This is a genomic window from Parafrankia elaeagni (assembly GCF_000374165.1).
GTDB classification, from domain to species: domain Bacteria; phylum Actinomycetota; class Actinomycetes; order Frankiales; family Frankiaceae; genus Parafrankia; species Parafrankia elaeagni.
The window spans coordinates 81,236-104,661 of sequence record NZ_KB893670.1 but is presented as its reverse complement, the minus strand read 5'-3'; the positions used below and the strand labels follow the sequence as shown (position 1 = coordinate 104,661).

18 protein-coding genes are annotated in these 23,426 nt (G+C 74.8%); 10 read left to right on the top strand and 8 right to left on the bottom strand.

Annotated features, from left to right (window positions below; all coding sequences use genetic code 11):
- Positions 1-65 precede the first annotated feature (65 nt).
- Positions 66-1,010, top strand: a complete 945-nt coding sequence (locus B207_RS0100420) for a ParA family protein (protein WP_018634533.1) — start codon at positions 66-68, stop codon at positions 1,008-1,010.
- Entirely contained in the window at positions 1,007-1,495 is a 489-nt protein-coding gene (locus B207_RS40950; protein ID WP_018634532.1) for a hypothetical protein, read from the top strand. The genes B207_RS0100420 and B207_RS40950 overlap by 4 nt, the downstream gene beginning before the upstream one ends.
- 70 nt (positions 1,496-1,565) lie before the next feature.
- Here the strand turns inward: B207_RS40950 and B207_RS0100410 are convergent, their stop codons facing one another.
- Positions 1,566-3,311, bottom strand: a complete 1,746-nt coding sequence (locus tag B207_RS0100410) for a DEAD/DEAH box helicase (RefSeq protein WP_026310516.1) — start codon at positions 3,309-3,311, stop codon at positions 1,566-1,568.
- Positions 3,312-3,981: 670 nt separating this feature from the next.
- Between B207_RS0100410 and B207_RS0100405 the strand changes: the two genes are divergently transcribed.
- Complete coding sequence (locus tag B207_RS0100405) at positions 3,982-4,731, top strand: ferritin-like fold-containing protein (protein ID WP_018634531.1); 750 nt, start codon at positions 3,982-3,984, stop codon at positions 4,729-4,731.
- Between the two features lie 146 nt (positions 4,732-4,877).
- Here the strand turns inward: B207_RS0100405 and B207_RS0100400 are convergent, their stop codons facing one another.
- The 3 genes from B207_RS0100400 to B207_RS0100390 form a co-directional block, all read right to left on the bottom strand.
- Positions 4,878-5,105 carry a DUF3107 domain-containing protein gene (locus B207_RS0100400; protein ID WP_018634530.1) on the bottom strand — a complete coding sequence of 76 codons (228 nt, stop codon included), beginning with the start codon at positions 5,103-5,105 and terminating at the stop codon, positions 4,878-4,880.
- A 193-nt stretch (positions 5,106-5,298) separates the two neighbouring features.
- Positions 5,299-5,964: a TetR/AcrR family transcriptional regulator gene (locus B207_RS0100395; protein ID WP_026310515.1), complete on the bottom strand. Its 666-nt coding sequence runs from the start codon at positions 5,962-5,964 to the stop codon at positions 5,299-5,301.
- 165 nt (positions 5,965-6,129) lie between these two features.
- Positions 6,130-6,342 (bottom strand): hypothetical protein, encoded by a 213-nt coding sequence (locus B207_RS0100390; protein WP_018634528.1) that lies wholly within the window; start codon positions 6,340-6,342, stop codon positions 6,130-6,132.
- A 387-nt stretch (positions 6,343-6,729) separates the two neighbouring features.
- Here B207_RS0100390 and moeZ point away from each other — a divergent pair, with 387 nt between their 5' ends.
- Together moeZ and B207_RS0100380 are read left to right on the top strand one after the other, a co-directional pair.
- On the top strand, positions 6,730-7,902 hold the full coding sequence (moeZ, locus tag B207_RS0100385) for an adenylyltransferase/sulfurtransferase MoeZ (protein ID WP_018634527.1): 1,173 nt from the start codon (positions 6,730-6,732) through the stop codon (positions 7,900-7,902).
- Positions 7,903-8,063: 161 nt separating this feature from the next.
- Positions 8,064-8,396 (top strand): MGMT family protein, encoded by a 333-nt coding sequence (locus B207_RS0100380; RefSeq protein WP_326828381.1) that lies wholly within the window; start codon positions 8,064-8,066, stop codon positions 8,394-8,396.
- Here B207_RS0100380 and B207_RS0100375 read toward each other — a convergent pair.
- A complete protein-coding gene (locus B207_RS0100375; RefSeq protein WP_018634524.1) occupies positions 8,343-9,149 on the bottom strand; it encodes an SDR family NAD(P)-dependent oxidoreductase in 807 nt (268 codons plus the stop codon). The genes B207_RS0100380 and B207_RS0100375 overlap by 54 nt on opposite strands.
- A 272-nt stretch (positions 9,150-9,421) precedes the next feature.
- On the opposite strand from B207_RS0100375, the gene B207_RS0100370 reads away from it, so the two are divergent.
- Complete coding sequence (locus B207_RS0100370) at positions 9,422-12,859, top strand: ATP-dependent helicase (RefSeq protein ID WP_230204758.1); 3,438 nt, start codon at positions 9,422-9,424, stop codon at positions 12,857-12,859.
- Positions 12,856-16,245, top strand: a complete 3,390-nt coding sequence (locus B207_RS0100365) for an ATP-dependent DNA helicase (RefSeq protein WP_018634522.1) — start codon at positions 12,856-12,858, stop codon at positions 16,243-16,245. Before B207_RS0100370 ends, B207_RS0100365 begins: the two co-directional genes overlap by 4 nt.
- On the opposite strand, the gene B207_RS0100360 is transcribed toward B207_RS0100365, so the two are convergent.
- A complete protein-coding gene (locus tag B207_RS0100360; RefSeq protein WP_026310513.1) occupies positions 16,242-17,021 on the bottom strand; it encodes an endonuclease/exonuclease/phosphatase family protein in 780 nt (259 codons plus the stop codon). The genes B207_RS0100365 and B207_RS0100360 overlap by 4 nt on opposite strands.
- Before the next feature lie 28 nt (positions 17,022-17,049).
- Positions 17,050-18,351: a helix-turn-helix domain-containing protein gene (locus tag B207_RS0100355; protein WP_154675055.1), complete on the bottom strand. Its 1,302-nt coding sequence runs from the start codon at positions 18,349-18,351 to the stop codon at positions 17,050-17,052.
- 92 nt (positions 18,352-18,443) lie between these two features.
- Here B207_RS0100355 and B207_RS0100350 point away from each other — a divergent pair, with 92 nt between their 5' ends.
- The 3 genes from B207_RS0100350 (at position 18,444) to B207_RS0100340 (ending at position 21,766) form a co-directional block, all read left to right on the top strand.
- A complete protein-coding gene (locus tag B207_RS0100350; RefSeq protein ID WP_018634519.1) occupies positions 18,444-18,707 on the top strand; it encodes a hypothetical protein in 264 nt (87 codons plus the stop codon).
- Positions 18,708-18,948: 241 nt separating this feature from the next.
- A complete protein-coding gene (locus B207_RS0100345) occupies positions 18,949-20,289 on the top strand; it encodes a M16 family metallopeptidase (protein ID WP_018634518.1) in 1,341 nt (446 codons plus the stop codon).
- A 73-nt stretch (positions 20,290-20,362) separates the two neighbouring features.
- Complete coding sequence (locus tag B207_RS0100340; protein ID WP_018634517.1) at positions 20,363-21,766, top strand: M16 family metallopeptidase; 1,404 nt, start codon at positions 20,363-20,365, stop codon at positions 21,764-21,766.
- A gap of 52 nt (positions 21,767-21,818) precedes the next feature.
- On the opposite strand, the gene B207_RS40945 is transcribed toward B207_RS0100340, so the two are convergent.
- The gene (locus B207_RS40945; protein WP_051102292.1) at positions 21,819-23,348 is read right to left on the bottom strand and encodes an ANTAR domain-containing protein; all 1,530 of its coding nucleotides are present in this window, start codon (positions 23,346-23,348) and stop codon (positions 21,819-21,821) included.
- Between the last annotated feature and the right edge of the window lie 78 nt (positions 23,349-23,426).

The following is a 23,426-nucleotide window of genomic DNA, read 5'->3' as shown; positions in this document are numbered from 1 at the left end:
CCTGCGCAAGATTCGATCACACATAGTGTTGTGGTCAGGCTGTTTCGGTTGGCACACTGATCGGTGTGGCCCGGGTCCTCGCTGTAGCCAACCAGAAGGGTGGCGTGGCCAAGACCACCTCGGTGGCGAGCCTCGGCGCCGCTTTGAGCGAGCTCCGCCAGCGTGTCCTGCTGGTGGACCTCGACCCGCAGGCGTGCCTGACCTTCTCCCTCGGCCTCGACCCCGACGCGCTGGAACTCTCCGTCCACGACGTGCTCCTCGGCCGGCTGCCCGCCGGGATCGTCACCCGCCCGACTCCCGACGGCGCCGATCTGCTGCCCGCCACCATCGAGCTGGCCGGCTGCGAGGCGATTCTGCTTTCCCGCACCGGGCGGGAGCACGCGCTTCGCCTCGCCCTCGACGAGGTCGCCGACCAGTACGACTTCGTCCTCGTCGACTGTCCCCCGTCGCTCGGTGTCCTGACCATCAACGGGCTGACGGCCGCGGACGAGGTCGTCATCCCGCTGCAGTGCGAGACGCTCTCCCACCGTGGGGTCGGGCAGCTGCTCGACACGGTCGCGGACGTCCAGCGGCTGACGAACCCGCGGCTGCGGGTCCGTGGGGTCCTGCCCACCCTGTTCGACGCGCGTACCGCGCACGGCCGCGCCGTCGTGCTGGATGTCGCCACCCGCTATGAGGTCACGATCCTCGAGCCGCCGATCGCCCGGTCGGTGCGTTTCGCCGAGGCACCCGGTCTGGGCCGCTCGATCCTCACCACCGCGTCCCGTTCGAAAGGGGCGGAGGCGTACCGGGCGCATGCCCGCGCCATCGCCGGACAGGACTCCGGCTCCGGCACCGGCACAACTGCCGGCACCGGACCTGGGACCGGATCTGGGACCGGACCTGGGACCGGATCGGGCCGGGGTGGGCCGCCGCGGTTGCCCGACGGGCGGCTGCCGGCGCCCCCCGTGGCCCGCCCGCCCGCGCGGACTGTCGGTCCGGGCGCCGCCGTGTCCGGCGCGCCGGTGTGAACCCGCGCGCGTCGGCGGGCTTCGAGCGCCTGCGCCCGCGGGGGACGGCGGGAGGTATCCGCAGCGCGTCCGGGCGGGACACCGGCCGTGCCCGCGCGGACGGGGCGGCAAGCGGCACCGGGTTGGGTGGCACCGGTCGGGGAGGTGCCGGCATCCCCGTCGCCAGGCCCGTACCGCTGCGGGAGCGGGTCGTCGAAATGCCGGCGACCGACAGCGCCCATGGGCGCGGGGGCTCGATCGGCCGCGACGCGCACGGCAAACGAGCCCTCTACAGCGGTGTGCGGCCGCCCGGGAACCGGCGGCCAACGCTCGCCATCGCCTGCTCCCGCTGCGGTCGCAGCAGCGTGGTCGGCCTGTGGCGGGCGTTCCTGGTACTCACTCCGAGCATGCACCTGCCGTTGCCGCTGCGACACCCGTCGCTCCTGCGCTGCCCCGCCTGCGGACGGCCCAGCTGGGTGCGGCTTGCGCTGCGCACCAGGCCCTGACATGTCGCAGGGCCCCGGACATGCCGCAGGGCCCCGGACATCACCGGGGCCCTGCGGTTTCGTGCGGGTGTCAGGCGGATTCGGCCCGGGGGGCGTGGTCGGTGACGTCGGAACCGAGGTCACCGTCGCTGCCCGGCTCCGAGCCGTTGTCGCGAACGGTGCCGGTGCCGCGCCCGCGACCACCGCGGCGCCGCCGGCGCCGGCGGGCCGGCTCGGCGGACGGATCGGTCGAGGCGAGGTCGAGACCGTCCTCGTCCGCCTCCGCGGACCCGCTGCCGGACCCGCTGTCGTGCCGCACGGCCGTCTCGCCGCCCAGCACATGGACCTCGGCGACGGAACCGTCGGTGACGCCACCGGCCGGAGCGCTGGCCAGATCCGTCACGCCGGCGTCGGTACCGGCGTCCACGCCCGGGTCGCCGGGCGCTCCGTCGGTTCCGGCCACGCTGAGCCCGGTCGCCGCGGCGGCAGCGCCGGCACCGCGGGTGCGCTGGCGTACGCGGGTGCGCGCAGGACGGACCGGCTGTTCCTCGGCACTCCGCTCGCGGGTGCGCGGACGGCTGCCGCGCCGGCCACCGCCGCCGAGGTCCTCGACCTCTTCGGCGGCGAGCCCGGCCCGGGTACGGGCGGCGTGCGGCAGCGTGCCCTTCACCTCGGCCGGGATCCCCAGCAGCTCGAACAGGTGCGCCGAGGTGGAGTAGGTCTCCAGCGGCTCCTCGAACGGCAGCGCCAGCGCACGGTTCACCAGCGTCCACCGGGGGAGGTCGTCCCAGTCCACGAAGGTGATCGCGACGCCGCTGCCGCCGGCCCGGCCGGTGCGGCCGATGCGGTGCAGGTAGACGTTCTCGTCCTCGGGGCACTGGTAGTTCACGACGTGGGTGACGCCGCCGACGTCGATGCCACGGGCGGCGACGTCGGTGGCGACGAGCACGTCGACCTTGCCGGCGCGGAAGGCGCGCAGCGCCTGCTCACGCTGGCCCTGGCCGAGATCGCCGTGGACGGGGGCGGCGGCGAAGCCGCGCCGGGCCAGGTCCTCCGCCACCTTGTCCGCCGTGCGGCGGGTGCGGACGAAGACCATGGCGAGGCCGCGGTCCGCCGCCTGGAGGAGGCGGGCCAGCACCTCCATCTTGTCCAGCGCGTGGGCGCGGAAGACGTGCTGCTGGGTGTTCGGGACGGTCCTGCCCTCGTCCGGCTGCTCGGCGCGGACGTGCACCGGCCGAATCATCAGACGGCGGGCGAGTGAGATGACCGGGCCCGGCATCGTCGCGGAGAACAGCATCGTGTGCCGGCCCTCCGGGAGGAACGCGATGATGCGCTCGACGTCCGGCAGGAAGCCGAGGTCGAGCATCTCGTCGGCCTCGTCGAGGACCAGGGTGCGGACCTCGCCGAGGTCGAGCGCCTTCTGCCGGGCCAGGTCGAGCAGCCGGCCCGGCGTGCCGACGACGATCTCGACGCCGGCACGCAGCGCGCTGAGCTGAGGCTCGTAGGCACGGCCGCCGTACACCGCCAGCACCCGCAGCCCGCGGCCGAGGCCGGCGCGGGCGATGTCCGCGGTGACCTGCACGCACAGCTCACGGGTGGGAACGACGACGAGGGCCTGCGGACGCCCGGTCGCGCCTTCGTCCTTCGCCGTGGCGACCTGGACGATGGGGATGCCGAAGGCGAGGGTCTTGCCGGTGCCGGTGCGCGCCTGCCCGATGATGTCGGTACGGGCGAGCGCCAGCGGGAGGGTCAGTGCCTGGATGGCGAACGGCCGGAGGATGCCGACCTCGGCGAGTGCCGCGACGGTCTCCGCGCGGACGCCGATCTCGGCGAACAGCGGGGCCTCCTGCGGAGCCTGCTCCGGGGCCTGGTCTGTCGGGCCGGCCGGGGAGTCGCTGACGGCTTCGGTGGGGCTGGTGGTTTCAGTGTCGGTCGATGGTGTGTCTGTGACGGACAGCGGGACACTCCTGGTCTGCTCTGAGCGGTGTCCGTTCGCTGAACCCGCTCGCGATTCGCCGCGCGGCGCCAGCGGCCCGATTCCCCGGGGCGGCGTCAGTCGATCAGCGGCCTGTTGGCTGGGTGGTGTGATGACCACCGGCTGAACCCAGGATAACCCGTGTCCCGCCCCGAGTGGGTGTGATATTGCAAGGTTCCCGGCTTCGTTGACCCACGAAGTCGTTGCCAGGCAAGCCCGACGGCCGCCGGATTTCGTGGTCGCGGGTGCTCCGCGGCACGGCTTCCGCTGTCGCCGACCCGTCCGGCAACGGCCGCTGACATCTCTCGGACACCACTGCGACCGGCCCCCCGATCAGGCCCGATCGACTCCTGGCCGGCCCTGCGTCGACGTCAGGTCGACGTCCCGCGGGCGACCGGTCAGATGCCCGGTCAAATGCCCGGGCGACGTCCGGGCGACTCCTGGCGGGCACCGGCATCCGCAGGCCACGACCCGGGGCGCCGCCGGGGACAGACGCGACGGGTGAAGCACCGGGAGGTGCCAGAATCACGCTGTGGCGCAGACTTCGCAGACCCGCACCGGATCCGTTCCCACCAGCGCGAACGCCGGCACCCGTGCCGCCGCGCCCACAGCCGACGCCACCGGAGAGCCCGTCACACCCGGAGCGGCGGACCCCGCGCTCGTCGACCTGCTGGGTCTGCTGGCGTTCGGTGAGCTGACCGCCTTCGAGCGGATGGCGACGGACGCCCGGATGGCCCCCGCCCTGGCCGACAAGATCGCGCTGGGCCGGATGGCGGCGGCCGAGTTCGCGCATTTCGAGGCCATCGAGCGGGAGCTGACCCTGCTCGGCGTGGACATGGAGCAGGCGATGACGCCGTTCGTGCCCGCGCTGACGGCCTTCCACAACCTGACGGCCCCGTCGGACTGGCTGGAAAGCCTCGTCAAGGCCTACGTGGGTGACAGCATCGCGGCGGACTTCTACCGGGAGATCGCCGGCCGGCTCGAACCGGGCCCGCAGGCACTGGTCCTGAGCGTGCTCGCCGACGCCGGCCACGCGGCCTTCGCCGTCGACCGGGTGCGGGCCGCCATCGACAGCAACCCGGCGGTCGCCGGTCGCCTCGCGCTGTGGGCGCGCCGCCTGGTCGGGGAGGCGCTGACGCAGGCGCAGCGGGTCGCGGTCGACCGGGACGCGCTGACGAGTCTGCTCGCCGGGGTCGGTGACCTGGAGCAGATCGCCGCCATCTTCAACCGCATCATGGCCGCGCACGGCCGGCGGATGTCCGCCCTCGGCCTCTCCGCCTGAGCTCCGGGCCCGGATGTGCCCCGGCTCCGGGCCTGACCAGGTGTGCTCCGGCCGGTTGTGCTCGGCCGGTTGTGTGTGCTCGGCCGGGTGTGTCCCGGCTGACCGCGGCCAGCGTCACGGCGGCGGCCAGCCGGCTCATGCCGCGCTCAGGCGGTGCCGAAACCGACCCGGCGAGACTCGGACTCGGCGATCTCGACGTAGGCGAGCGCGTCGACCGGGACGACGACCCGGCGCCCCTTCTCGTCCACGAGGGTGAGAAGCCCGGTCTTGCCGCCGACCGCCTCGTCGATCAGCGCGGCGACCGCCTCCGGTGACTGGCTGCTCTCCAGTACCAGCTCGCGACCGACGTGCTTGATCCCGATCTTGACCTCCACTCGATGACCTCCGCGTGGTCGAGTTTGCTGGGGCGCGTGCAGACGGTGACGGCTGCCTCCGTCGGACGATCAGCGCCCACACTATGGCCTTCCGGCCCCGGGACGGGCCCGCGGGACCGCTGTTCGCTCCCGGCACACGCCGATGCCACCGCCACCAGGCGGATCGGTACCGGGGACCAGGGCTGGACCAGCGCTACGCGCTCTCGGCGGGAGGCACCTGACGGGGGTACCCGGCGATCCCGCGCCAGGCCAGCTCCACCAGCTGCTCCACGGCGCGCTCCTTCGAGATCGCGGTACCGCGCAGCAGCCACCAGCGTGCCCCCGACTCGGCCTGGCCGACCAGCCCGACCGCGAGCAGGTCGGCCTCGTCCTGGCCGAGGCCGGTGTCCGCGACGATGGTGGCCGCGATGGCACGCACACACTGGGCGAAGTTGTCCTCGACCCGCTGCCGCACGGCGGGCTCACTGCGCAGGTCGGACTCCAGGACGAGCTGGTGCGCGCCGCTCGGGTCGCTGACGAAGTCGAAGTACGCCCGGACCGACCGCTCGACGCGCACGTGGTTGTCGGACGTCGAGGCGAGCGCCGCCCGCACGGCCGAGATCAACCGCTCCGAGTGCTCGTCCAGCAGGGCCAGATAGAGGTCGAGCTTGCCGGGGAAGTGCTGGTAGAGGACGGGCTTGCTGACGCCGGCCCGCTCGGCGATCTCGTCCATCGCCGCCGCGTGGTAGCCCTGGGCGACGAAGACCTCCCTGGCCGCGCCCAGGAGCTGGAAGCGCCGGGCGGTACGGGGCAGCCGGGGCGTCCTTCCCGGGCGCGACGGTGACGCCGCAGGTCCGGGCGTCACAGGTTCGGCTGTCACCCGCGCACCTCCTGGCAGGTCACCGGCATCCGTCGAACACACGCGGGCCGTCGGTGCGCAGCCACGTCGACATCGTGCCAACACTACCCGCGCCCGGGCCTCGATCCTCCCGTTGCCCACCACTGCGCCCGGACCACCCGGCTCCCCCCGCTCCGTCGGCCCGGTCTACCGGTATTCCTCCTCGTCGTCCTGCTCGACGACGAGGCGCTGTTCGACCGCGTCGAACTCGTCGGCCTCGGCAGCGCCGCCGCTGGTGCCGGGCGAGGTGTCGGTGGCCTGCCCCCCGCCCTCCCCGGCGGACGGCGGGCGCAGGTCCCGGGACTGCTCGGCGGCGTCCGCGTCCGGGACGTCCAGCAGCCGCTCGGTCGATGACCCCATCGCGTCGCTCCTCATCGCTCGTCGGTGGACCTGTCCGTGGCCTGTCCGTGACCTGTCCGTGACCCGTCTGTGGCCTGTCGGTGGCCTGTCGGTGGCGTTGCGCGGCCCAGCTGGTCACCGTTTGGCCGCCAGTCTCCGATACCCGCCGCCGGCGACGCTGATACACGGGCCGACCCCTGGACTTTCCGACGGCCGGGGAGAACACCGGTGGGCGGGAACCCGGCCGGCGGGAACATCGTGCCGCCGGCATGCGCTGCACCGGGGGAGGACCTCGGGTGCCGGCCGCGGTGTGGCCGGCCCGGGGCCACGCGAGCCGTCGATCATGGCTGCCGGAGCGGGCGGCTGTGGCATCGTCGGGTGGTAAGACTTCAGAAGGCGAGGAGCAACGTGTCACTACCGCCCCTGGTCTCCCCCGCCGAGGGGCTGACCGTCGACGAGGTCCGCCGGTACTCGCGGCATCTGATCATCCCCGACGTCGCGATGGACGGGCAGAAGCGGCTCAAGAACGCCAAGGTGCTCGCGGTGGGTGCCGGTGGCCTCGGCTCGCCGACGCTGATGTACCTGGCGGCGGCGGGTGTCGGCACGCTGGGCATCGTCGAGTTCGACGTCGTGGACGAGTCGAACCTGCAGCGCCAGATCATCCACGGGCAGTCGGACGTCGGCCGCAGCAAGGCCGAGTCGGCGCGCGACTCCGTCCGCGAGATCAATCCGTACGTGAACGTCGTGATCCACGAGACCCGGCTGGACACCTCCAACGTGAAGGAGATCTTCAGCCAGTACGACCTGATCGTCGACGGCACGGACAACTTCGCGACCCGTTACCTGGTCAACGACGCGGCCGTGCTGCTGGGCAAGCCGTACGTCTGGGGCTCGATCTACCGGTTCGACGGGCAGGCGAGCGTCTTCTGGGCGGAGCACGGCCCCTGCTACCGCTGCCTCTACCCGGAGCCGCCGCCGCCCGGGATGGTCCCGTCCTGCGCCGAGGGCGGCGTGCTCGGGGTGCTGTGCGCCTCGATCGGGGCGATCCAGACCACGGAGGCGATCAAGCTGCTGACCGGGGTCGGTGACCCGCTGGTCGGCCGGTTGATGGTCTACGACGCCCTGGAGATGTCCTACCGTTCGATCAAGGTCCGCAAGGACCCGGAGTGCCCGCTGTGCGGCAAGAACCCCTCGATCACCGAGCTGATCGACTACGAGGCGTTCTGCGGCGTGGTCTCCGAGGAGGCCCAGCAGGCCGCGTCCGGTTCGACGATCACCGCAGCCGAGCTGAAGGGCATCCTGGACGGCGGGGAGCCGATCGAGCTGGTGGACGTCCGCGAGCCCGCCGAGTGGGAGATCGTGCGGATCCCCGGCGCGCGCCTGATCCCCAAGGGTGACCTGCCGGCGCACCTGTCGGAGCTGCCGCAGGACCGGCGGGTGGTCGTCTACTGCAAGAGCGGCGTGCGCTCCGCCGAGGCGCTGGCGACCCTGAAGGCGGCCGGTTTCTCCTCGGCCGTGCACGTCCAGGGCGGAGTGACCGCCTGGGCCACCCAGGTGGACAAGACCCTGCCGGTCTACTGACCGCCCCCACCGGTGGGCGGGCCGGGCCCGGTCCCGAAGCTTCAGGCNTCGGGNNCGGGCCGGGGCCCGGAGCCGCGGCGCGGATCCACGCGGGCGGCGCGCCGACCCCCTACGCGCTGGCTGTGCTGGAGGCGGTCGCGCGTATCCCCGCGGGCAGGGTCATGACCTACGGGGACGTCGCCGAGTACGTCGGTGCCGGCACCGCGCGAACAGTGGGGACAGTGCTGGCCCGGTTCGGCGACGAGGACGACGTCCCGTGGCACCGCGTGATCCGGGCGTCCGGGGAACCCAACCCGAGCGCACCGGCCGAGGCCCTGCGGCGGCTGAGAGCCGACGGCACGCCGCTGGGCCGCGGCTGCGACCGGGTCGACCTCGGTCGCGCCCGCTGGGACGGGGAGGCCGGCGCGGCCGGCGAGGCTGGTGAAACCGGGGCGACGGTGTCAGCGGGCGGTGAATCCGCCGTCGGCCGAGTAGACGCTGCCGGTGACCAGTGAGGCCCGGGGCGACAACAGGAAGCTGACGACCTCGGCGACCTCGTCGGCGGTCCCCAGCCGGTTCGTCGGCTGGAAGAACCGCGCTCCCCGCTGCCCGTGGACCATCCCGGTGTCGATGAACCCGGGTGCCACCGCGTTGACCCGGATGTTGCGGGTCGCGTTGTCCAGCGCCGCCACCCTGGTCAGGCCGATGACGCCGTGCTTGGCGGCCACGTAGGCGGGGGTTCCCTGGAGGCCGACGGTGCCCAGCACGGAGGCCATGTTGACGATCGAGCCACCACCGTTCGCGAGCATCGCCGGGATCTCCGCCCGCAGGCTGTAGAAGACCCCGGAGAGATTCACCGCGAGCACCCTGTCCCAGTCGGACAGCGGGGTGTCCTCCAGCGGCGCCCGGTCGGTGGCCACGCCGGCGTTGTTGACCGCCAGGTCAAGGCGGCCCTGGAGCTCCACGGTGGTCCGGACGGCGCCCAGCACCGACTCCGGGTCGGCGACATCCACCTCCAGGACCAGGGCACCGCCACCGGCGCCCTCGATCTGGGCGGCGACGTCCTTCGCCGTGGCGATGTCCTGGTCGGCGAGGACGACGAAGGCGCCGGCGGCGGCGAGCCGGCGTGCGCAGGCGGCCCCGATCCCGGCCGCGGCGCCGGTCACCAGCGCGACCTGGCCAGCGTGCTCCTCGCGTGCCGACTGTCCCGCGGACGCGGCCCGATCGGTGCCTGCCGGGCGCGCCGTGCCTTCCGTGCCTTCGCTCATATCGGGGGAAGGTGCCACGTTGGCGACACGCGAGGCATCCGATTCGCCGCCTTTAGTGCTATTCGTGCTCATCTTTGCTGCTCCAAGTGTCCCTGCGCCGCGGCGCGGGCTCCGCGGCAGTGCGGCCCGCGTTCCCTCGCCATGCGTTGGCGATCTTGTCAGAGCGTCGTGATGTGCTGTGCGGCGTGGTCACCGTGCCGCCCGTCACCCGCCACCCGTCCAGGCGATCGTTCCGTCTGGTGGCACCGCCGGCGCCAGTGGCGTCACCCATCGTGTTGGATGGTGCGCAGGCCGAGGTGGTGGGACACGCCGGTGGTCCCCTCCTGGTCCTCGCCGGGCCCGGCACGGGGAAGACGACGACGCTGGTCGAGGCGGTCGCCCGGCGCGTCGAGGCGGGTGCCGACCCGGCCTCGCTGCTGGTGCTCACGTTCAGCCGCCGGGCCGCCCGCCACCTGCGGGAACGGTTCGCCGTCCGGCTTGGGGCGGGTGCCGTCGGCCCGCCGGCCTGGACGTTCCACGCCTGGTGCCTCGCGCTGCTGCGTGCCCACGGCGCCGACACCCCGCTCGGCGGCTTCCGGCTGCTGTCCGGCCCCGAGCAGGACGCCCGGCTGCGCGACCTGCTCGAGGGCTCGCGGGAACTGGGGCGTCCCGTCTGGCCCGACGCACTTGCCGCCGCGCTGACCACCCGCGGCTTCGCCGAGGAGGTCCGGATGCTCATGGCCCGGGCCCGGGAGGTCGGCGTCGACCCGCCGGCGCTCTCCCGGATCGGCCGGCGGACGGGCCGGGCCGACTGGGCGGCCGTGGCCGAGTTCTACGGCGACTATCTGGACGCTCTCGGCGCCGAAGGCGCGATCGACTATGCCGACCTGGTGCACAGCGCGGCCTCCCTCGCCGCCGACGCGGACGTCCTCGCCGCCCTGCGCCGTCGCTACCGGGCGGTCTTCGTCGACGAGTACCAGGACACCGACCCGGCCCAGGAGCGGCTGCTCACCGCCGTCGCCGGCGGTGGCGGGGACCTGGTCGTCTTCGGCGACCCCGACCAGGCGATCTATTCCTTCCGCGGGGCGGAGGTGCGTGGCCTGCTCGACTTCGCGGCCCGCTTCCCGCACGGGGACGGCTCGCCCGCCCAGGTCACGGCGCTGCGCCGCTGCCGCCGGATGGCCCCGGCGCCGCTCGCGGCCAGCCGCCGGGTGGCGGCCCGGCTCCCGGCGGCGGGTCTGCCCGTCCGGTACATCCGCGCACACCGCGATCTCGTTCCGGCGGGGAGCACCACCGGTCCCGGCCAGGTCGCGGCCATCACCTACCCCACGGCGGGCGCCGAGGCGGAGGCCATCGCCGAGGTGCTGCGGCGGGAGCATCTGGAGAACGGCGTCGGCTGGGACGACATGGCCGTCCTGGTGCGCTCCACCTCGGGCCTCGGACTGCTGCGGCGGGTGCTGACGGCCTCCGGGGTCCCGGTGAGCGTCGCGGGCGGCGACCTGCCGGCCGCGCGGGAGCCAGCCGCGCAGCTGCTCCTGACGGCGCTGCGCTGCGCGGACGAGCCGTCCGTCCACCTGACGCCGGAGACGGCGCGTGCGCTGCTCACCTCGCCGCTGGGCGGTGCCGACCCGGCCGGTCTGCGTGCCCTCGGCCGCGAGCTGCGGGCCTTCGACGCGGCAGCCCGCGCCGCCGGCCTGGACGGCTCCGTCGACCTGGACGGCGCCGCCGGCGACGCGGAGCCCGCCGCCGGCGACGCGGAGCCCGCTGCTGACGGGGAGTCCGCTGCCGGCGCGGAGCCCGCTGTTGACGGGGAGTCCGCTGCCGACACGCCCAGCCCCGCGGGCCTGCCGGCGGGGACAGCGGCGTCTTCCGCCGAGCTGCTGCGCGCGGCGGTGGCGGACCCGGAGCGGATGCTGCTCACGATCCCGGACGACATCGCCGCCCCGGCCCGCCGGCTCGGGCGCCTGCTGCGGACCGTGCGCGCCGAGCTGCGCCGCGGTGCCGCCCCCGAGGACGCGCTGTGGACACTGTGGACAGCCAGCGAATGGGGCCCCAGGCTGGAGCGCGTCTCGGCGGTCGGCGGGGCCGCCGGCCGGTCGGCCGACCGTGATCTTGACGCCGTGGTGGCGCTGTTCGAGGCGGTGGGCCGCCTCGGTGAGCGGCGCGGGCCTGGTTTCGGTGTGGCCTCCGTCGTCGGCGAGCTCACCCGACAGCAGATCGCGCCGGACACGGAGACCGCCCGGGCCGGCCGCCCGGCAACCGTGCGGCTGCTGACCGCGCACCGCTCCAAGGGCCTGGAGTGGGAGGTCGTGGTCGTCTGCGGGGTGCAGGACGGCGTCTGGCCCGACCTGCGCGCACGGCACACGTTGCTCGCCGCCGAGACCCTCGACACCCCGCGGCGCGGCGGTGGGGGCGTCCGGCCGCCGCGGACCAGGGAGGAGCTGCTCGCCGACGAGCGCCGCCTCTTCTATGTGGCGATCACCCGGGCCCGTCGGCGACTCGTGGTGACGGCGGTGGACGGCGCCGACGATGACGGGGAGCAGCCCAGCCGGTTTCTCGGCGAGCTGGGCGTGCAGGTGGAGAACGTCCGGGTCCGCCCGGCCCGGCCGCTCACGCTGGTCGGCCTGGTCGCCGCGCTGCGCCGGCTGACCGTCGACCCGGAGGCCTCGGCGGCCGTACGGGCCGCGGCCGCGGTGCGCCTAGCCGCACTCGCGGCCACCGGGGACGGCGCCGGGCGCCAGCTGGTCCCCGCAGCCGACCCCGGACGGTGGTGGGGGCTGGTGGACGTCACCACCTCGCCGGTGCCGGTCGTTCCGCCGGACGGTCCGATCCGGCTCTCCGGATCCTCACTGTCGAGCCTGGCCGCATGTGGCCTGCGCTGGTTCCTCGAGCATGAGGCGAACGCGGCCGAGGCGGCCTCGGCGGCGCAGGGCTTCGGCAAGGTGGTGCACGCCCTCGCCGACGAGGTGTCGAGCGGCCGCACCGCCCCGTCGATGGACGCCCTTGACGCCCGGCTCGACCTGGTGTGGCGGCACCTGGAGTTCGACGCGCGGTGGCGGTCCGAGCAGGAGCGGTCCGCCGCCCGGGAGGCGCTGCGTCGCTTCCTGGACTGGCACGCCGCCCGCCGGCGCGAGGTTGTGGCCTCCGAGGTGCGCTTCTCCTGCGACCTGGCGGTGGCCGGCCGGGTGGTCCGGCTGCGCGGTTTCATCGACCGGGTCGAACTCGACGACGCCGGCCGGGTGCACGTCGTCGACTTCAAGACAGGCCGCGCGGCGCCCAGCCGGCGGGACCTGCAGACCCACGCCCAGCTCGGGAGCTACCAGCTCGCCGTCCGGGAGGGTGCGCTCAACCAGGTGCTCGACGAGGCCCGCCACCGCGACGGCCTGTCCGGGGATGACGGACCGTCGGGCGTTGGTGAGCCGCCGGGCGGCGACGGTTTGCCCGGCCCGGCGGCAGCGGTGCCGGGCGGGGCGGAGCTGGTCCAGCTCCGGCGGGACACCGGCGGGGAGAGCCTGGGGCCCCGCCTGCCCGGGGAGGAACCCGCGCCGCCCGAGGTGCAGCGTCAGGAGGCGCTTCCCGCCGGGCGGGCGTGGATCGACGACCTGCTGGAGACCGCCGTGGAGACCGTCACCACCGAGTCGTTCCGGCCTGTTCCGGGCGATGCGTGCACCATGTGTTCGTTCCGTCGGTGCTGCCCGGCGCGGCCGGAGGGAGAGCAGGTGATCGATTGACCGGCGTCGTCGGCACAGGCGCGCAGCAGGCGCTCCCCGGCTTCGGCCCACCGTCCGGCGGTGGCGACGGTGAGGTCACCGCGCCCAGGCTTGACCCCGAGGATCTCCGCGAGCTGCTCGGCGTGCCCTACACCGACGAACAGCTCGCGGCTGCGACCGCGCCGCTGGAGCCGGCTGTCGTCATCGCCGGCGCGGGTTCGGGGAAGACGTCCGTGATGGCCGCCCGGGTGGTCTGGCTGGTGGCCACCCGGCAGGTCGAGCCGGGCCGGGTGCTGGGCCTCACCTTCACGAACAAGGCGGCTGCCGAGCTGGCCGGGCGGGTGCGCACGGCGCTGCGCCGCGCCGGCGGCAGCGACCCCGGCCGCACGACCGGGCTCGCGGGTCCCGCCGACTTCGGCGGGTCTGCCGACTCCGCCGGGCCTGTCGACTTCGCCGGGTCTGCCGGGCCTGCCGGTGCCCAGGACGACGCGGCAGGCGCGGACGAGCCGACGATCAGCACCTACCATGCCTACGCCGGCCGGCTCGTCGGCGAGCACGCGCTGCGGCTCGGCCTCGAGCCGGACACCCGGATGCTCGTCGCGGCGGCCCGCTACCAGCTCGCCGCCCGGGTCGCCCGTGCCCACCGCGGGCGGGTGGAGGTGCTGAGCCGGTCGCTGCCGGCCCTCGTCGCCGACCTCGTCGCCCTGGACGGCGAGATGAGCGAGCACCTGGTCTCCGCGGACGACCTGATGGCCTTCGACGCCGGCATGTTCGAGCGCGCACTCGCCGCGCTGGCGTCCGCCGCGCTGCGACCGGGGACGAAGACCCTGCGCAAGGAGCTGCGCCGGATGGCGTCCACCGCACGGGCACGGCGCGAGCTCGCCGGGCTGGTCGCCGACTACCGGGCCGCCCGGCGGGCGCGCGACGTCCTCGACTTCGGTGACCAGGTCACCTTCGCCGCCCGGCTGGCGCGCGACATCGGGCAGGTGGGCGCCGCCGAGCGCCAGCGGGCCGGCGTGGTGCTGCTGGACGAGTACCAGGACACCTCCGTGGCCCAGCGGACGATGCTGGCGGGCCTGTTCGGCGACGGCCATCCGGTGACCGCGGTCGGCGACCCGTGCCAGGCGATCTACGGGTGGCGTGGGGCCTCGGTCGCGAACCTCGACAACTTCCCGGAGCACTTCCCGCGCGCCGACGGCTCGCCGGCCGCCCGCTACCGGCTGTCGGTGAACCAGCGCAGCGGCGGCCGGCTGCTCGTCCTCGCGAACGACGTCGCCGCCCCGCTGCGGGCCCGTCACCACGTCGTGGAGCTGCGGCCCCGGGCCGACGTCGTCGCGGCCGGGCGCACCCTGGTGGCGCTGCACGAGAGCTGGGCGCAGGAGGTCGCCTGGGTCGCCGCCCGGCTGGCCGAGCTGGTCGCGGCGGGGGAGAGGCCCGGGAACATGGCCGTGCTGGTGCGGGCCCGGTCGGATGTCCGGGCACTGCACACGGCGCTGACGGCGGCCGGGCTGCCCGTCGAGGTCGTCGGCCTCGCCGGCCTGCTGGACACCCCGGAGGTCGCCGACGTCGTCGCCGTCCTGGAGGTGCTCGACTCGCCGATCGCGAACGCGGCGCTCGTCCGGCTGCTCACCGGCCCGCGGGTGCGGCTCGGGCCGCGGGACCTGGCGGCGCTCGGCCGCCGGGCCCGCGGCCTGCTGGCCGTCGGCGGGGCGGCGGCGGACCGGGCCGAGGCCGCGCGGGACGGTACCGATCCGCTGGCCGAGGCCGTCGCGGGTGTTGACCCCTGCGACGTCGTCTCGCTCGCGGACGCGCTGCTCGACGCCGGCGACGAGATCTCCGCGGCGGGGCGGGAGCGGGTGGCTCGCCTCGGCGCCGAGCTGGCGGTGCTGCGGGCGCATGTCGGTGACGGCCTGCTCGACCTGCTGCACCGGGTGATCTCCACGACCGGCCTGGACGTCGAGCTGGCCGCCAGCCCGAAGGCGGTCGCGGCCCGTCGGCGGGAGAACCTGGCGTCCTTCCTGGACGCCGCCGCCGACTTCGACGACCCCGACGGCCCGAACTCGCTGACGTCGTTCCTCGCCTTCCTGCGGGCCGCCCGCGAGCACGAGCGGGGCCTGGACATCACCGGCCCGACCGGCGCGGACGCCGTCGCGCTCATGACGGTGCACCGGGCGAAGGGCCTTGAATGGGAGGTCGTCGCGGTGCCGGACCTGAGCCGGCGGGTCTTCCCCGACCTCACCGTGCGGGACAGGTGGACGACCTCGCCCGGCACGCTGCCGACCCCGCTGCGCGGCGACGCGGACGAGCTGCCGTCCTACACGGTCGGCGACTCGAAGGCCGCGCTGGTGGCCTTCGACGAGGACTGCCGGGGCTACCGGGAGCGCGAGGAGCGCCGGCTGGCCTACGTCGCCTTCACCCGGGCGAAGTCGGTGCTGCTCGGCAGCGGCCACTGGTGGGGGCCCAGCCAGCGCACCCGGCGTGGTCCCTCGGTGTTCCTCACCGAGCTGCACGACCATGCCGCGGCCGGCCACGGGCAGGTGGACGTCTGGGCCGCCGAACCGTCGCCGGGCGGGAACCCCGAGCTGGCCGTCCCGCCGGAGTTCACCTGGCCGGTGCCCTACGAACCGGTCGCGTTCGCGCGCCGGCAGGCGGCCGCGGACGCCGTCCGGCAGACCCTGGAGCTGCTCCGCGCCGGCCAGGCCCCGCCGCCGGACGACCTGGCGGGGATGACCGCCCGGGAACGGGCGCAGCTCGCCGAGTTCGACCGCGAGGCCGCGCTGCTGCTCGCCGAGGAACGCGCCGCCCGCAGCCCCGTCCGGGACGTCGCCCTGCCGGCCAGCCTGACGGCGTCCGAGATCGTGCGGATGCGCGCCGACCCGGCCGAGTTCGCCCGCGACCTGGCCCGGCCGGTGCCCCGCCGGCCGGTGCCGCAGGCCCGCCGCGGCACCCGTTTCCACGCCTGGGTGGAGGAGATCTTCGACCAGCGGCCGCTGATCGACGTGGAGGATCTCCCCGGCGCTGCCGACGCCGCCACCCTGGACGACCACGACCTGTCCGGCCTGCAGGAGGCCTTCCTGACCGGGCCGTACGGCACGCGCCGGCCGTTCGCCGTCGAGGCCCCGTTCGAGGTGATGATCGGCGGGCGGGCCGTGCGCGGGCGGATCGACGCCGTCTACGACCTGGGCGGCGGCCGCTGGGAGGTCGTCGACTGGAAGACCGGCTCGGAGCCCGCCGACCCCACCCAGCTCTCCGTCTACCGGGTCGCCTGGGCCCGGGTGCGCGGGGTGCCCGTGGCGGACGTCGAGGCGTCCTACTTCTACGTGACCTCCGGCGAGATCGTCCGGCCGGCCCTGCTGGGCGAGACCGAGATCGTCGCGCTGCTGTCCGGTCGCCGGAACGACCTCTAGCGACGGATGTCGGCGAGCAGCGCAAGGTGGTCGGAGACGGCGGTGCGGCGCGCCTCGGTGGCGGCGACCGTTCCGACGGGGCCCCGGGCCAGCATGTGGTCGAGCTGTACCCGGGGCGCGTGGGCCGGGTAGGTGCGGTGGGCGGCGAGGCGCCGCCAGCCGGTGAGCGCGGTCGGCAGCCGACCGGGCAGGTTCAGGTCCCCGAGCAGCAGCACCGGGCCGTCGAGGCCGCGCAGCCGCCCGACCAGCCGGCGCAGCTGGACGGCGTTCCAGCCCGGCGCGAACGACAGGTGTGTCGTCACCACGGTCAGCGGCCCGGTGGGGGTCTCGACGACGGCCGCCAGCGCCACCCGCGGCTCGTCGTCGAGCAGGATCAGGCGCGCCCGCCGTGATCCGCCGGGGATCAGGATCGGCGCGCGCACCGGCGCCCGGCCGAGCGGCAGCACCCACCAGCGGCGTACCGGCAACCGGCTGACCAGGGCGATGCCGTAGGCGGGCTCGCCGTCGGCCCGGACGCCCTCGGCCGGCCGCCAGCTGTGCCCCGGAGTTCCGTAGACGGTGGCGGCGAAGCGCCAGCCGCCGTCGGCGGCACCCAGCGCGGTCGCGGCGGTGGCCGCCAGGTCGCCGCCGCCGGAACGCGGCTGCGCCAGGTCCATCTCCTGCAGGCCGAGGACGTCGCAGTCCAGATCGGTGATCGCCGCGGTGTAACGGTCGACCTCGACCCGGCCGTCGGCGAGGGACAGGCCGTGCATCGCGTTGAACGAACCCACCCGCACGGTACGGACGGTAGCGCGGTTGGCGGTGTCAGCCGGCCGGATCCCGCTGTGGCGTGGGCTGCCGCTGTGGTGTGGGCTGCCGCTGTGGTGTGGGCTGCTGCTGTGGCGTGGGCTGCTGTGCGGCGGGCGGGTTCGCCGTGGGTGGCCGGGCCGCGGGCCGCGGGCCGCGGCAGGTGGTCGCCCGCAGGACGAGTTCCAGCTCGAAGCGGGCGTCGGGGTCGTCCAGGGTGTCTCCGAACAGCTCCCGGAGCTGGCCCACCCGGTAACGCACGGTCTGCGGGTGGATGTGCAGACGCTCGGCGACCAGCTGCCGCTGGCCGTGCAGCGTCAGCCAGTACAGCAGGGTCTCGGCCAACCGGGCCCGGGTGCGCTCGGGCAGCCCCGCGAGCGGGGCGATCCGGCGCTGGGCGAGATCGTCGAGCAGCCGTGGGTCGCGGGCCAGCAGCAGCTCGGTCAGATGATCGTCGGTGATCAGGGGATCCGGTCCCGTCGCGGCGGGCAGGCGTCCGGCCACCAGGGCGGCCCGGGCGAAGCCGGCCCGCTCCACGCTGGTCGTGATCTGCTGCCACGCCACGCACGGCCCGACCACCGCCCCGGTGCCGGCGAGCCGCTCGGCCAGCCAGAGCCGCCGGGAGGGGTCGTCCGCCTCGCCCACGAACAACCAGAAGTCCGATCCGTGGCTGGCGCGGGGGCAGCCGGTGGACAGGCGCGCCGAGAGATGGTCACCGGGCCCGTCGGGGATCAGAACGGCGGCCATCCGCTCCGGCAGCCGGACCGCTCCGGTGCTGGCTGCGTGCTCGACGGTGGCCGGGTCCGCGCCGGAGAGCAGCAGCTCGCCCAGCCGGTCCCAGAGCCGCTCCCGCTCGCTGGCGACCTCGAACTGCGCGAGCGAGTAACCGTCGGCCGAGGCGGCCGAGATCCCGTCGATGTAGGCGAACATCATCTCGGCGAGCGAGACGAGCCCGGCGGCGTCGAGGCCCGCGCGGCGCGCGGCCTCGCCCATCCGGCGCCACGAGATGCGGGCGCCCACCCGGTAGGCGCTCAGCAGGTTGTCGAGGGAGCGCCCGGCCCGCACCTCGCCACGCCCCAGCCGGACGTAGACGTCCCGACTCGCGGCCAGGTCACCGGCGGCCTGCGGGCCGGCGTCGACGAGGGCGAGGAACCGGGCGAGCGCCTCCTCGACGCCGCGACGGACTCCCTGGCCGAACGAGCCCTCCAGCGGCCGGGCATAGGCCGGGACCTCCGCGGCGATCGCCGCGATGATCTCGTCGGCCAGCTGTTCCAGGCCATGGGCCAGGGAGTCGCTCAGCCCGGGCGGAAACGTTCCCACCGGCACAGTCTGTCCCCTCGCGCCGCGCACGGTGGGATGGGTGGTGTTCGCGGGCCGGTCGGCGGCGGTGGGGGAGGAGCACAATCGGGTCCGTGGAGACCCCCACCGGCATTGTCAGCGCGTTGATCACTGGTTGCCTGGTCGGCCTGCTGGGCCGGCTGGCCGTCCCGGCCCGGCGCCGGGTACCGATCGGCGCTCTCATGACGGTGCTGATCGGCCTGCTGGGCGCTGCGCTCGGGCTGGTGGTCGCCAGCGGCATCGACGCCGGCTGGTTCCTCACCCTGCTGCTCCAGGTGGCCGTCGCCGCGGTGCTCGTCCTCCTCGTCTCCTCCGCGGGCGGCCGCGGTCGCCGCTGACCGCGGTGCCTGCTGACCGCGGTGCCTGTTGACCGCGGTGCCGGCTGGCCGACGGTGCCGGCCTGACTGGCGGTGCCTGCTGACCGCGACGGGCTGGCTCGGTCAAGGACCACAGCGTGGGACGGTGGGCGGGCGCCCGACTGGCCCTTTCGTAGTCCGCGCATCTCCGCGCGGGGACGGGGTCGCGGGGGGAAGCTGCCGAACGTGGCCGGGCGGGCGGCGCGGGCAGTAGCGTGGCGCTGTGTCCTCACCTACAGCCGCCGGCTCGGCCGCCTCCAGTGCGGTGGGTGCAGCGCTGCCCGCGCCCGCCTACCCGCTGCGCAAGGTGGTGCTGGACAACGGCCTGCGCGTCCTGCTCGCGCCGGACCAGACGGCGCCGGTGGTGGCCGTCGCGGTCCACTACGACGTCGGCTTCCGCTCGGAGCCCGAGGGGCGCACGGGGTTCGCCCACCTGTTCGAGCACCTGATGTTCCAGGGCAGCGAGAACGTGGGCAAGGCCGAGCACCCGAAGTACGTGCAGGCCGCGGGCGGCATCTTCAACGGGTCGACCCACCCGGACCACACGGACTACTTCGAGCTGCTGCCGTCCGGCGCGCTGGAACGGGCGCTGTTCCTCGAGGCCGACCGGATGCGCGCACCGAAGATCACCCGCGAGAACCTGGACAACCAGATCGCCGTGGTCCAGGAGGAGATCCGGGTCAACGTGCTGAACCGGCCCTACGGCGGGTTCCCGTGGATCGCGCTGCCGCCGGTCGCGTTCGACACCTTTCCGAACGCCCACAACGGGTACGGCGACTTCTCCGAGCTGGAGGCCGCCAGCCTGGACGACGCCGCGGACTTCTTCGACACGTTCTACGCGCCGGGCAACGCCATCCTGACGATCGTCGGTGAGTTCGACCCCGAGCGGGCGCTCGACCTCGTCCAGCGGTATTTCGGCACGATCCCGGCCCGGCCCGTGCCGCCGCGGCGCAGCTTCGCCGAGCCGGTACGGGCCGAGGAGCGCCGCGAGGTGCTGACCGACCGGCTCGCCCCCCGGCCGGCGCTCGCGGTGGGCTACCGGGTGCCCGACCCCGACAGCGACCTGCCGGGGCTGCTGGCGGCCGAGCTCCTGGCGGACGTGCTCACCAACGGCGACGCGAGCCGACTGGAGCGGCGGCTCGTCCAGAAGGACCGCCTGGTGACCGCGGTGAGCACCTACGTCGGCACCTTCGGTGATCCTTTCGACCAGCGCGACCCGCTGCTGCTCACGCTGGATGCCCGGCACGCCGGCGACTCCACCGCTGACGCGGTGCTGGCCGCGGTCGACGAGGAGCTCGACCGGATCGCGGGCGAGGGGCTGGAGCCCGGCGAGCTCGACCGGGTGCGGGCGCAGGTCGGGGCCGGCATCCTGCGCGAGGCGGACGACGCGCTCGGCCGCGCCCTGAAGATCGCGACGTTCGAACTGCACCACGGTCGCCCCGAGCTGCTCAACGAGCTGCCCGGCCTGCTCGCGGAGATCACCGGTGACGCGGTGGCCGCCGCCGCGGGTGCGCTGCGCGGGCAGGGCCGCGCGGTGCTGGAGCTGCGGGCCGGGGCCGCCTGATGACGGCCCGGTGCTCCGCCAGCAGCCGGATGATCGGCCGAGCGATCCCCCGCCCGGGGGACGAGGAGACAGCGTGACGACGACCACCGAGACCGCGGCCACCCCCTCCACAGCGGAGGCCGGTGCCGGTACGGGAACCGGCGCCGGGGCGACGGCGGGGGCGGGCTCGGTGATCCCCGCGGTGGCCGCGACCGTCCCCCGTGAGCTGCCGACGGTCGTTCGGCGCACGCTGGCCAACGGTCTGCGTGTCGACGTGGTCGCCCGAGCGAGCGTTCCGCTGGTGGAGCTGCGGCTGCGCATCCCGTTCGCCGGCGCGGGTGAGGTCTACCAGGCCGAGGCGGAGCTGCTGGCGGAGACGATTCTCACCGGCAGCGGCCGGTACGACCGCGTCGGCCTGGCCACCGCGGTGCAGGCCCTGGGCGGGTCGCTGCGGGCCGGCGTCGACGCGGACCGGCTGGCCATCGTCAGCTCCGCCCTCGCCACCAGCCTCGAACCACTGCTCGCTCTGATCGCCGACGTCCTGATCTCGGCGAGCTACCCCGAGGACGAGTTCACCGGCGAGCGCGCCCGTGTTGTCGAGGACACCGAGACGGCGCTGAGCCAGCCGGTGGTGATCGCCCGCGAGGCCCTGCGCAGGCGCATGTTCGGTGACCACCCCTACGGCACCGCCGTCACGCCGCCGTCGGTGCTCGCCGAGGTGGGCGTCGGGCCGGTGCGCACACTGCACGCGGCGCGGGTCCGCCCCGGCGGCGCGATCCTCACCCTTGTGGGGGACGTCGATCCCGAGCGTGCGCTGGACGCCGTCGAAGCCACCCTCGGCGCCTGGAGCGGCACCGCCGGGGCGGGCCACCCGGCCCCCCCGGTGCCTACGGCGGGCCGGATCCTGATCGTCGACCGGCCGGGGGCGGTGCAGACCAACATCCGGCTCGGCGGTCGTGCGCTGGACCGGACCGCCCCGGCCTACCCGGCGCTGCGGCTCGCCAGCACGATCTTCGGCGGCTACTTCAGCTCGCGGCTGGTCTCCAACATCCGGGAGGACAAGGGGTACACATACTCCCCGCGCAGCTCGGTGGAGCACTACCAGGCCGGTTCCCGGTTCACCGTCGCCGCGGACGTCTCCACCGACGTGACCGGCCCGGCGCTGCTGGAGATCCGCTACGAGCTCGGCCGGATCGCGCTGCTGCCGCCCGACGCCGACGAGCTCGAGGCCGCCCGCCAGTACCTGATCGGCACGCTGGCGCTGGCCAGCGCCACCGCGGCCGGGCTGGCCGGCACGCTGTCCGGCCTGTCGGGCGCCGGCATCGGGGTGGAGTTCCTGCGGGACCATCCGCGAGCGTTGACCGAGGTCACCGCGGCGGACGTCCAGGCGGTCTCGGCGGAGCTGCTCGCCCCGGCCGGCCTGGTGACCGTCCTGGTGGGCGACGCGTCGAAGATCACCGATGCGGTGCGGGTGCTCGGCGACGTCGAGTCCGCCTGAACCGCGCGGGGTCAGGGCCGGTTGGGTGTCGAAGTGGGTCGTGTCGCGGCCGTCAGTGGCGGCTGGGCGTGGCGCGTGGCGGGCTGGGCCGGGGTGACCCGCCGCCGGTTCCTCCCCCTGCCGGGCTCGCGCCCGGCGGCGGTCCGGCGCTGCCGCGGCCCAGTTCCCCAGGCAGGTTGATCCGTGGATCACCCACCGACTCGACCACCTGGCGGGCCAGGTCATGGACCCGCCTGCCCATACCGCGCGCGGTGCGGCGCAGCCGCTCGAACGCGTCTCTGGGCTTGATGTGGTTCCGCTCGGCCAGTACGCCGATCGCCTGCTCGACGATGACCCGCGACGCCAGGGCGTGTTCCAGCTGGATCACTGACAGGCGGAGCTGTTCGGTCTCGTTGAGATCGCGGTCCGCCCGCCGGGGCCGGCCCGGTGGACTGAGATCGTCGGCAAGCAGATCGGCGAGGACCATCGCGGAGATGAGGTCGCCGACCGGGCGGACCTCGGAACCGGGCCCTTCGACGACCCATCCGGCGGAGGCCCGCCGCAGGCGCATGTCGGACGGTCCCGGAACGCCTCCCCCGGATGGCCCGGGGGTCCCGCCCTGTCCGCGGGCGGCGCCGGCCCGCGGCGGCCCGGACCGCGGCGGTGCGGGCTGCGTGGTGCCTGCGCGCATGGCCGGCCCGGGCCGGGCTGCCCGGGCGAGAACCTCCGGGGTGACCCGCGACGCGCCACCGGTCGCCACCGGCCCGGGCTGGCCACGCCCCGGGCTCTGGCTCTGGCCCGTAGCCGGGGAACGCTCCGGTTCGATCGGCACGCCGATGCCGCCGGTTGTCTCCGGGGAGCCCGCGGACGCGGCCGGGGCCGACGGCTGGACCGCGGTGGGCCGGGGCTCGGCGGAAGCCGGCGCCGGCGCCGGCGCCGCGGTGCCGGGGGCGGCAGGCGGGACCACCCCGGGAGACGACGCGACGGGCGGCGGTGGGGCGGCGGGCGGGTGCCCGGGCGGCGGGTGCCCGGTGGGCGAGGCTGCGCCGCCGGGACCGCCCATCCGGCCGGCTGCCGCTGCTGCCTCCGCGGCGGCTTCCTCCCGGTCAGCCCCGCTTCCGTTACTGGCAGCAACCTCGGCGTGGACCTGGCGGGCAAGCTGGTCCCGCAGTGTGTCGGACGCGCCCAGACTGTCCGCTATCGCCCGTAGTACACCGAGTGATTCCGCAGGCACCTCCACTGGGGACCGGTCGAGCCCGGCGAGGATGCCGAGCACCGTCCCGTCCGGACCGAGGATGGGCATCGAGACATGGCTGCGGATGCCGAACCGTTCGACCTCGACGGTGTCGGCCAGGGCGGGTTCCTGGTCGGCCAGGGAGCCGACTGCGGGCGCCCCGTCGAGCATTCGGGCAGGTAGACACCGGGCGCGAGGGATACCAAGCCCGGCAACCAGCTCGGGGATCGGCCCGGTCACCCGCAGGTATACGGCATCGGTCGCCGACACCGCGACGAGGCACGTCTGCTCCAGCTGGTGGAGGGCGTGCGTGGCTCTCAGCGCGGCGTCGACCGTGCTCCACGGGAGTCCTGAAGGTGCTGACGACACAGGCCGAACTCTCCCACAAAGTTCACGGGCAGTGACGGACACCGTCCCACGAGCCGGCCGCGTGTGTGTCGGGAAGAG

Excerpts from the sequence above, each read along its gene's own strand:
- B207_RS0100380 (WP_326828381.1), top strand. The coding sequence starts at position 8,064 with ATGACCTACGGGGACGTCGCCGAGTACGTCGGTGCCGGCACCGCGCGA.
- B207_RS0100375 (WP_018634524.1), bottom strand. The coding sequence starts at position 9,149 with ATGAGCGAAGGCACGGAAGGCACGGCGCGCCCGGCAGGCACCGATCGG.
- B207_RS0100390 (WP_018634528.1), bottom strand. The coding sequence starts at position 6,342 with ATGGGGTCATCGACCGAGCGGCTGCTGGACGTCCCGGACGCGGACGCC.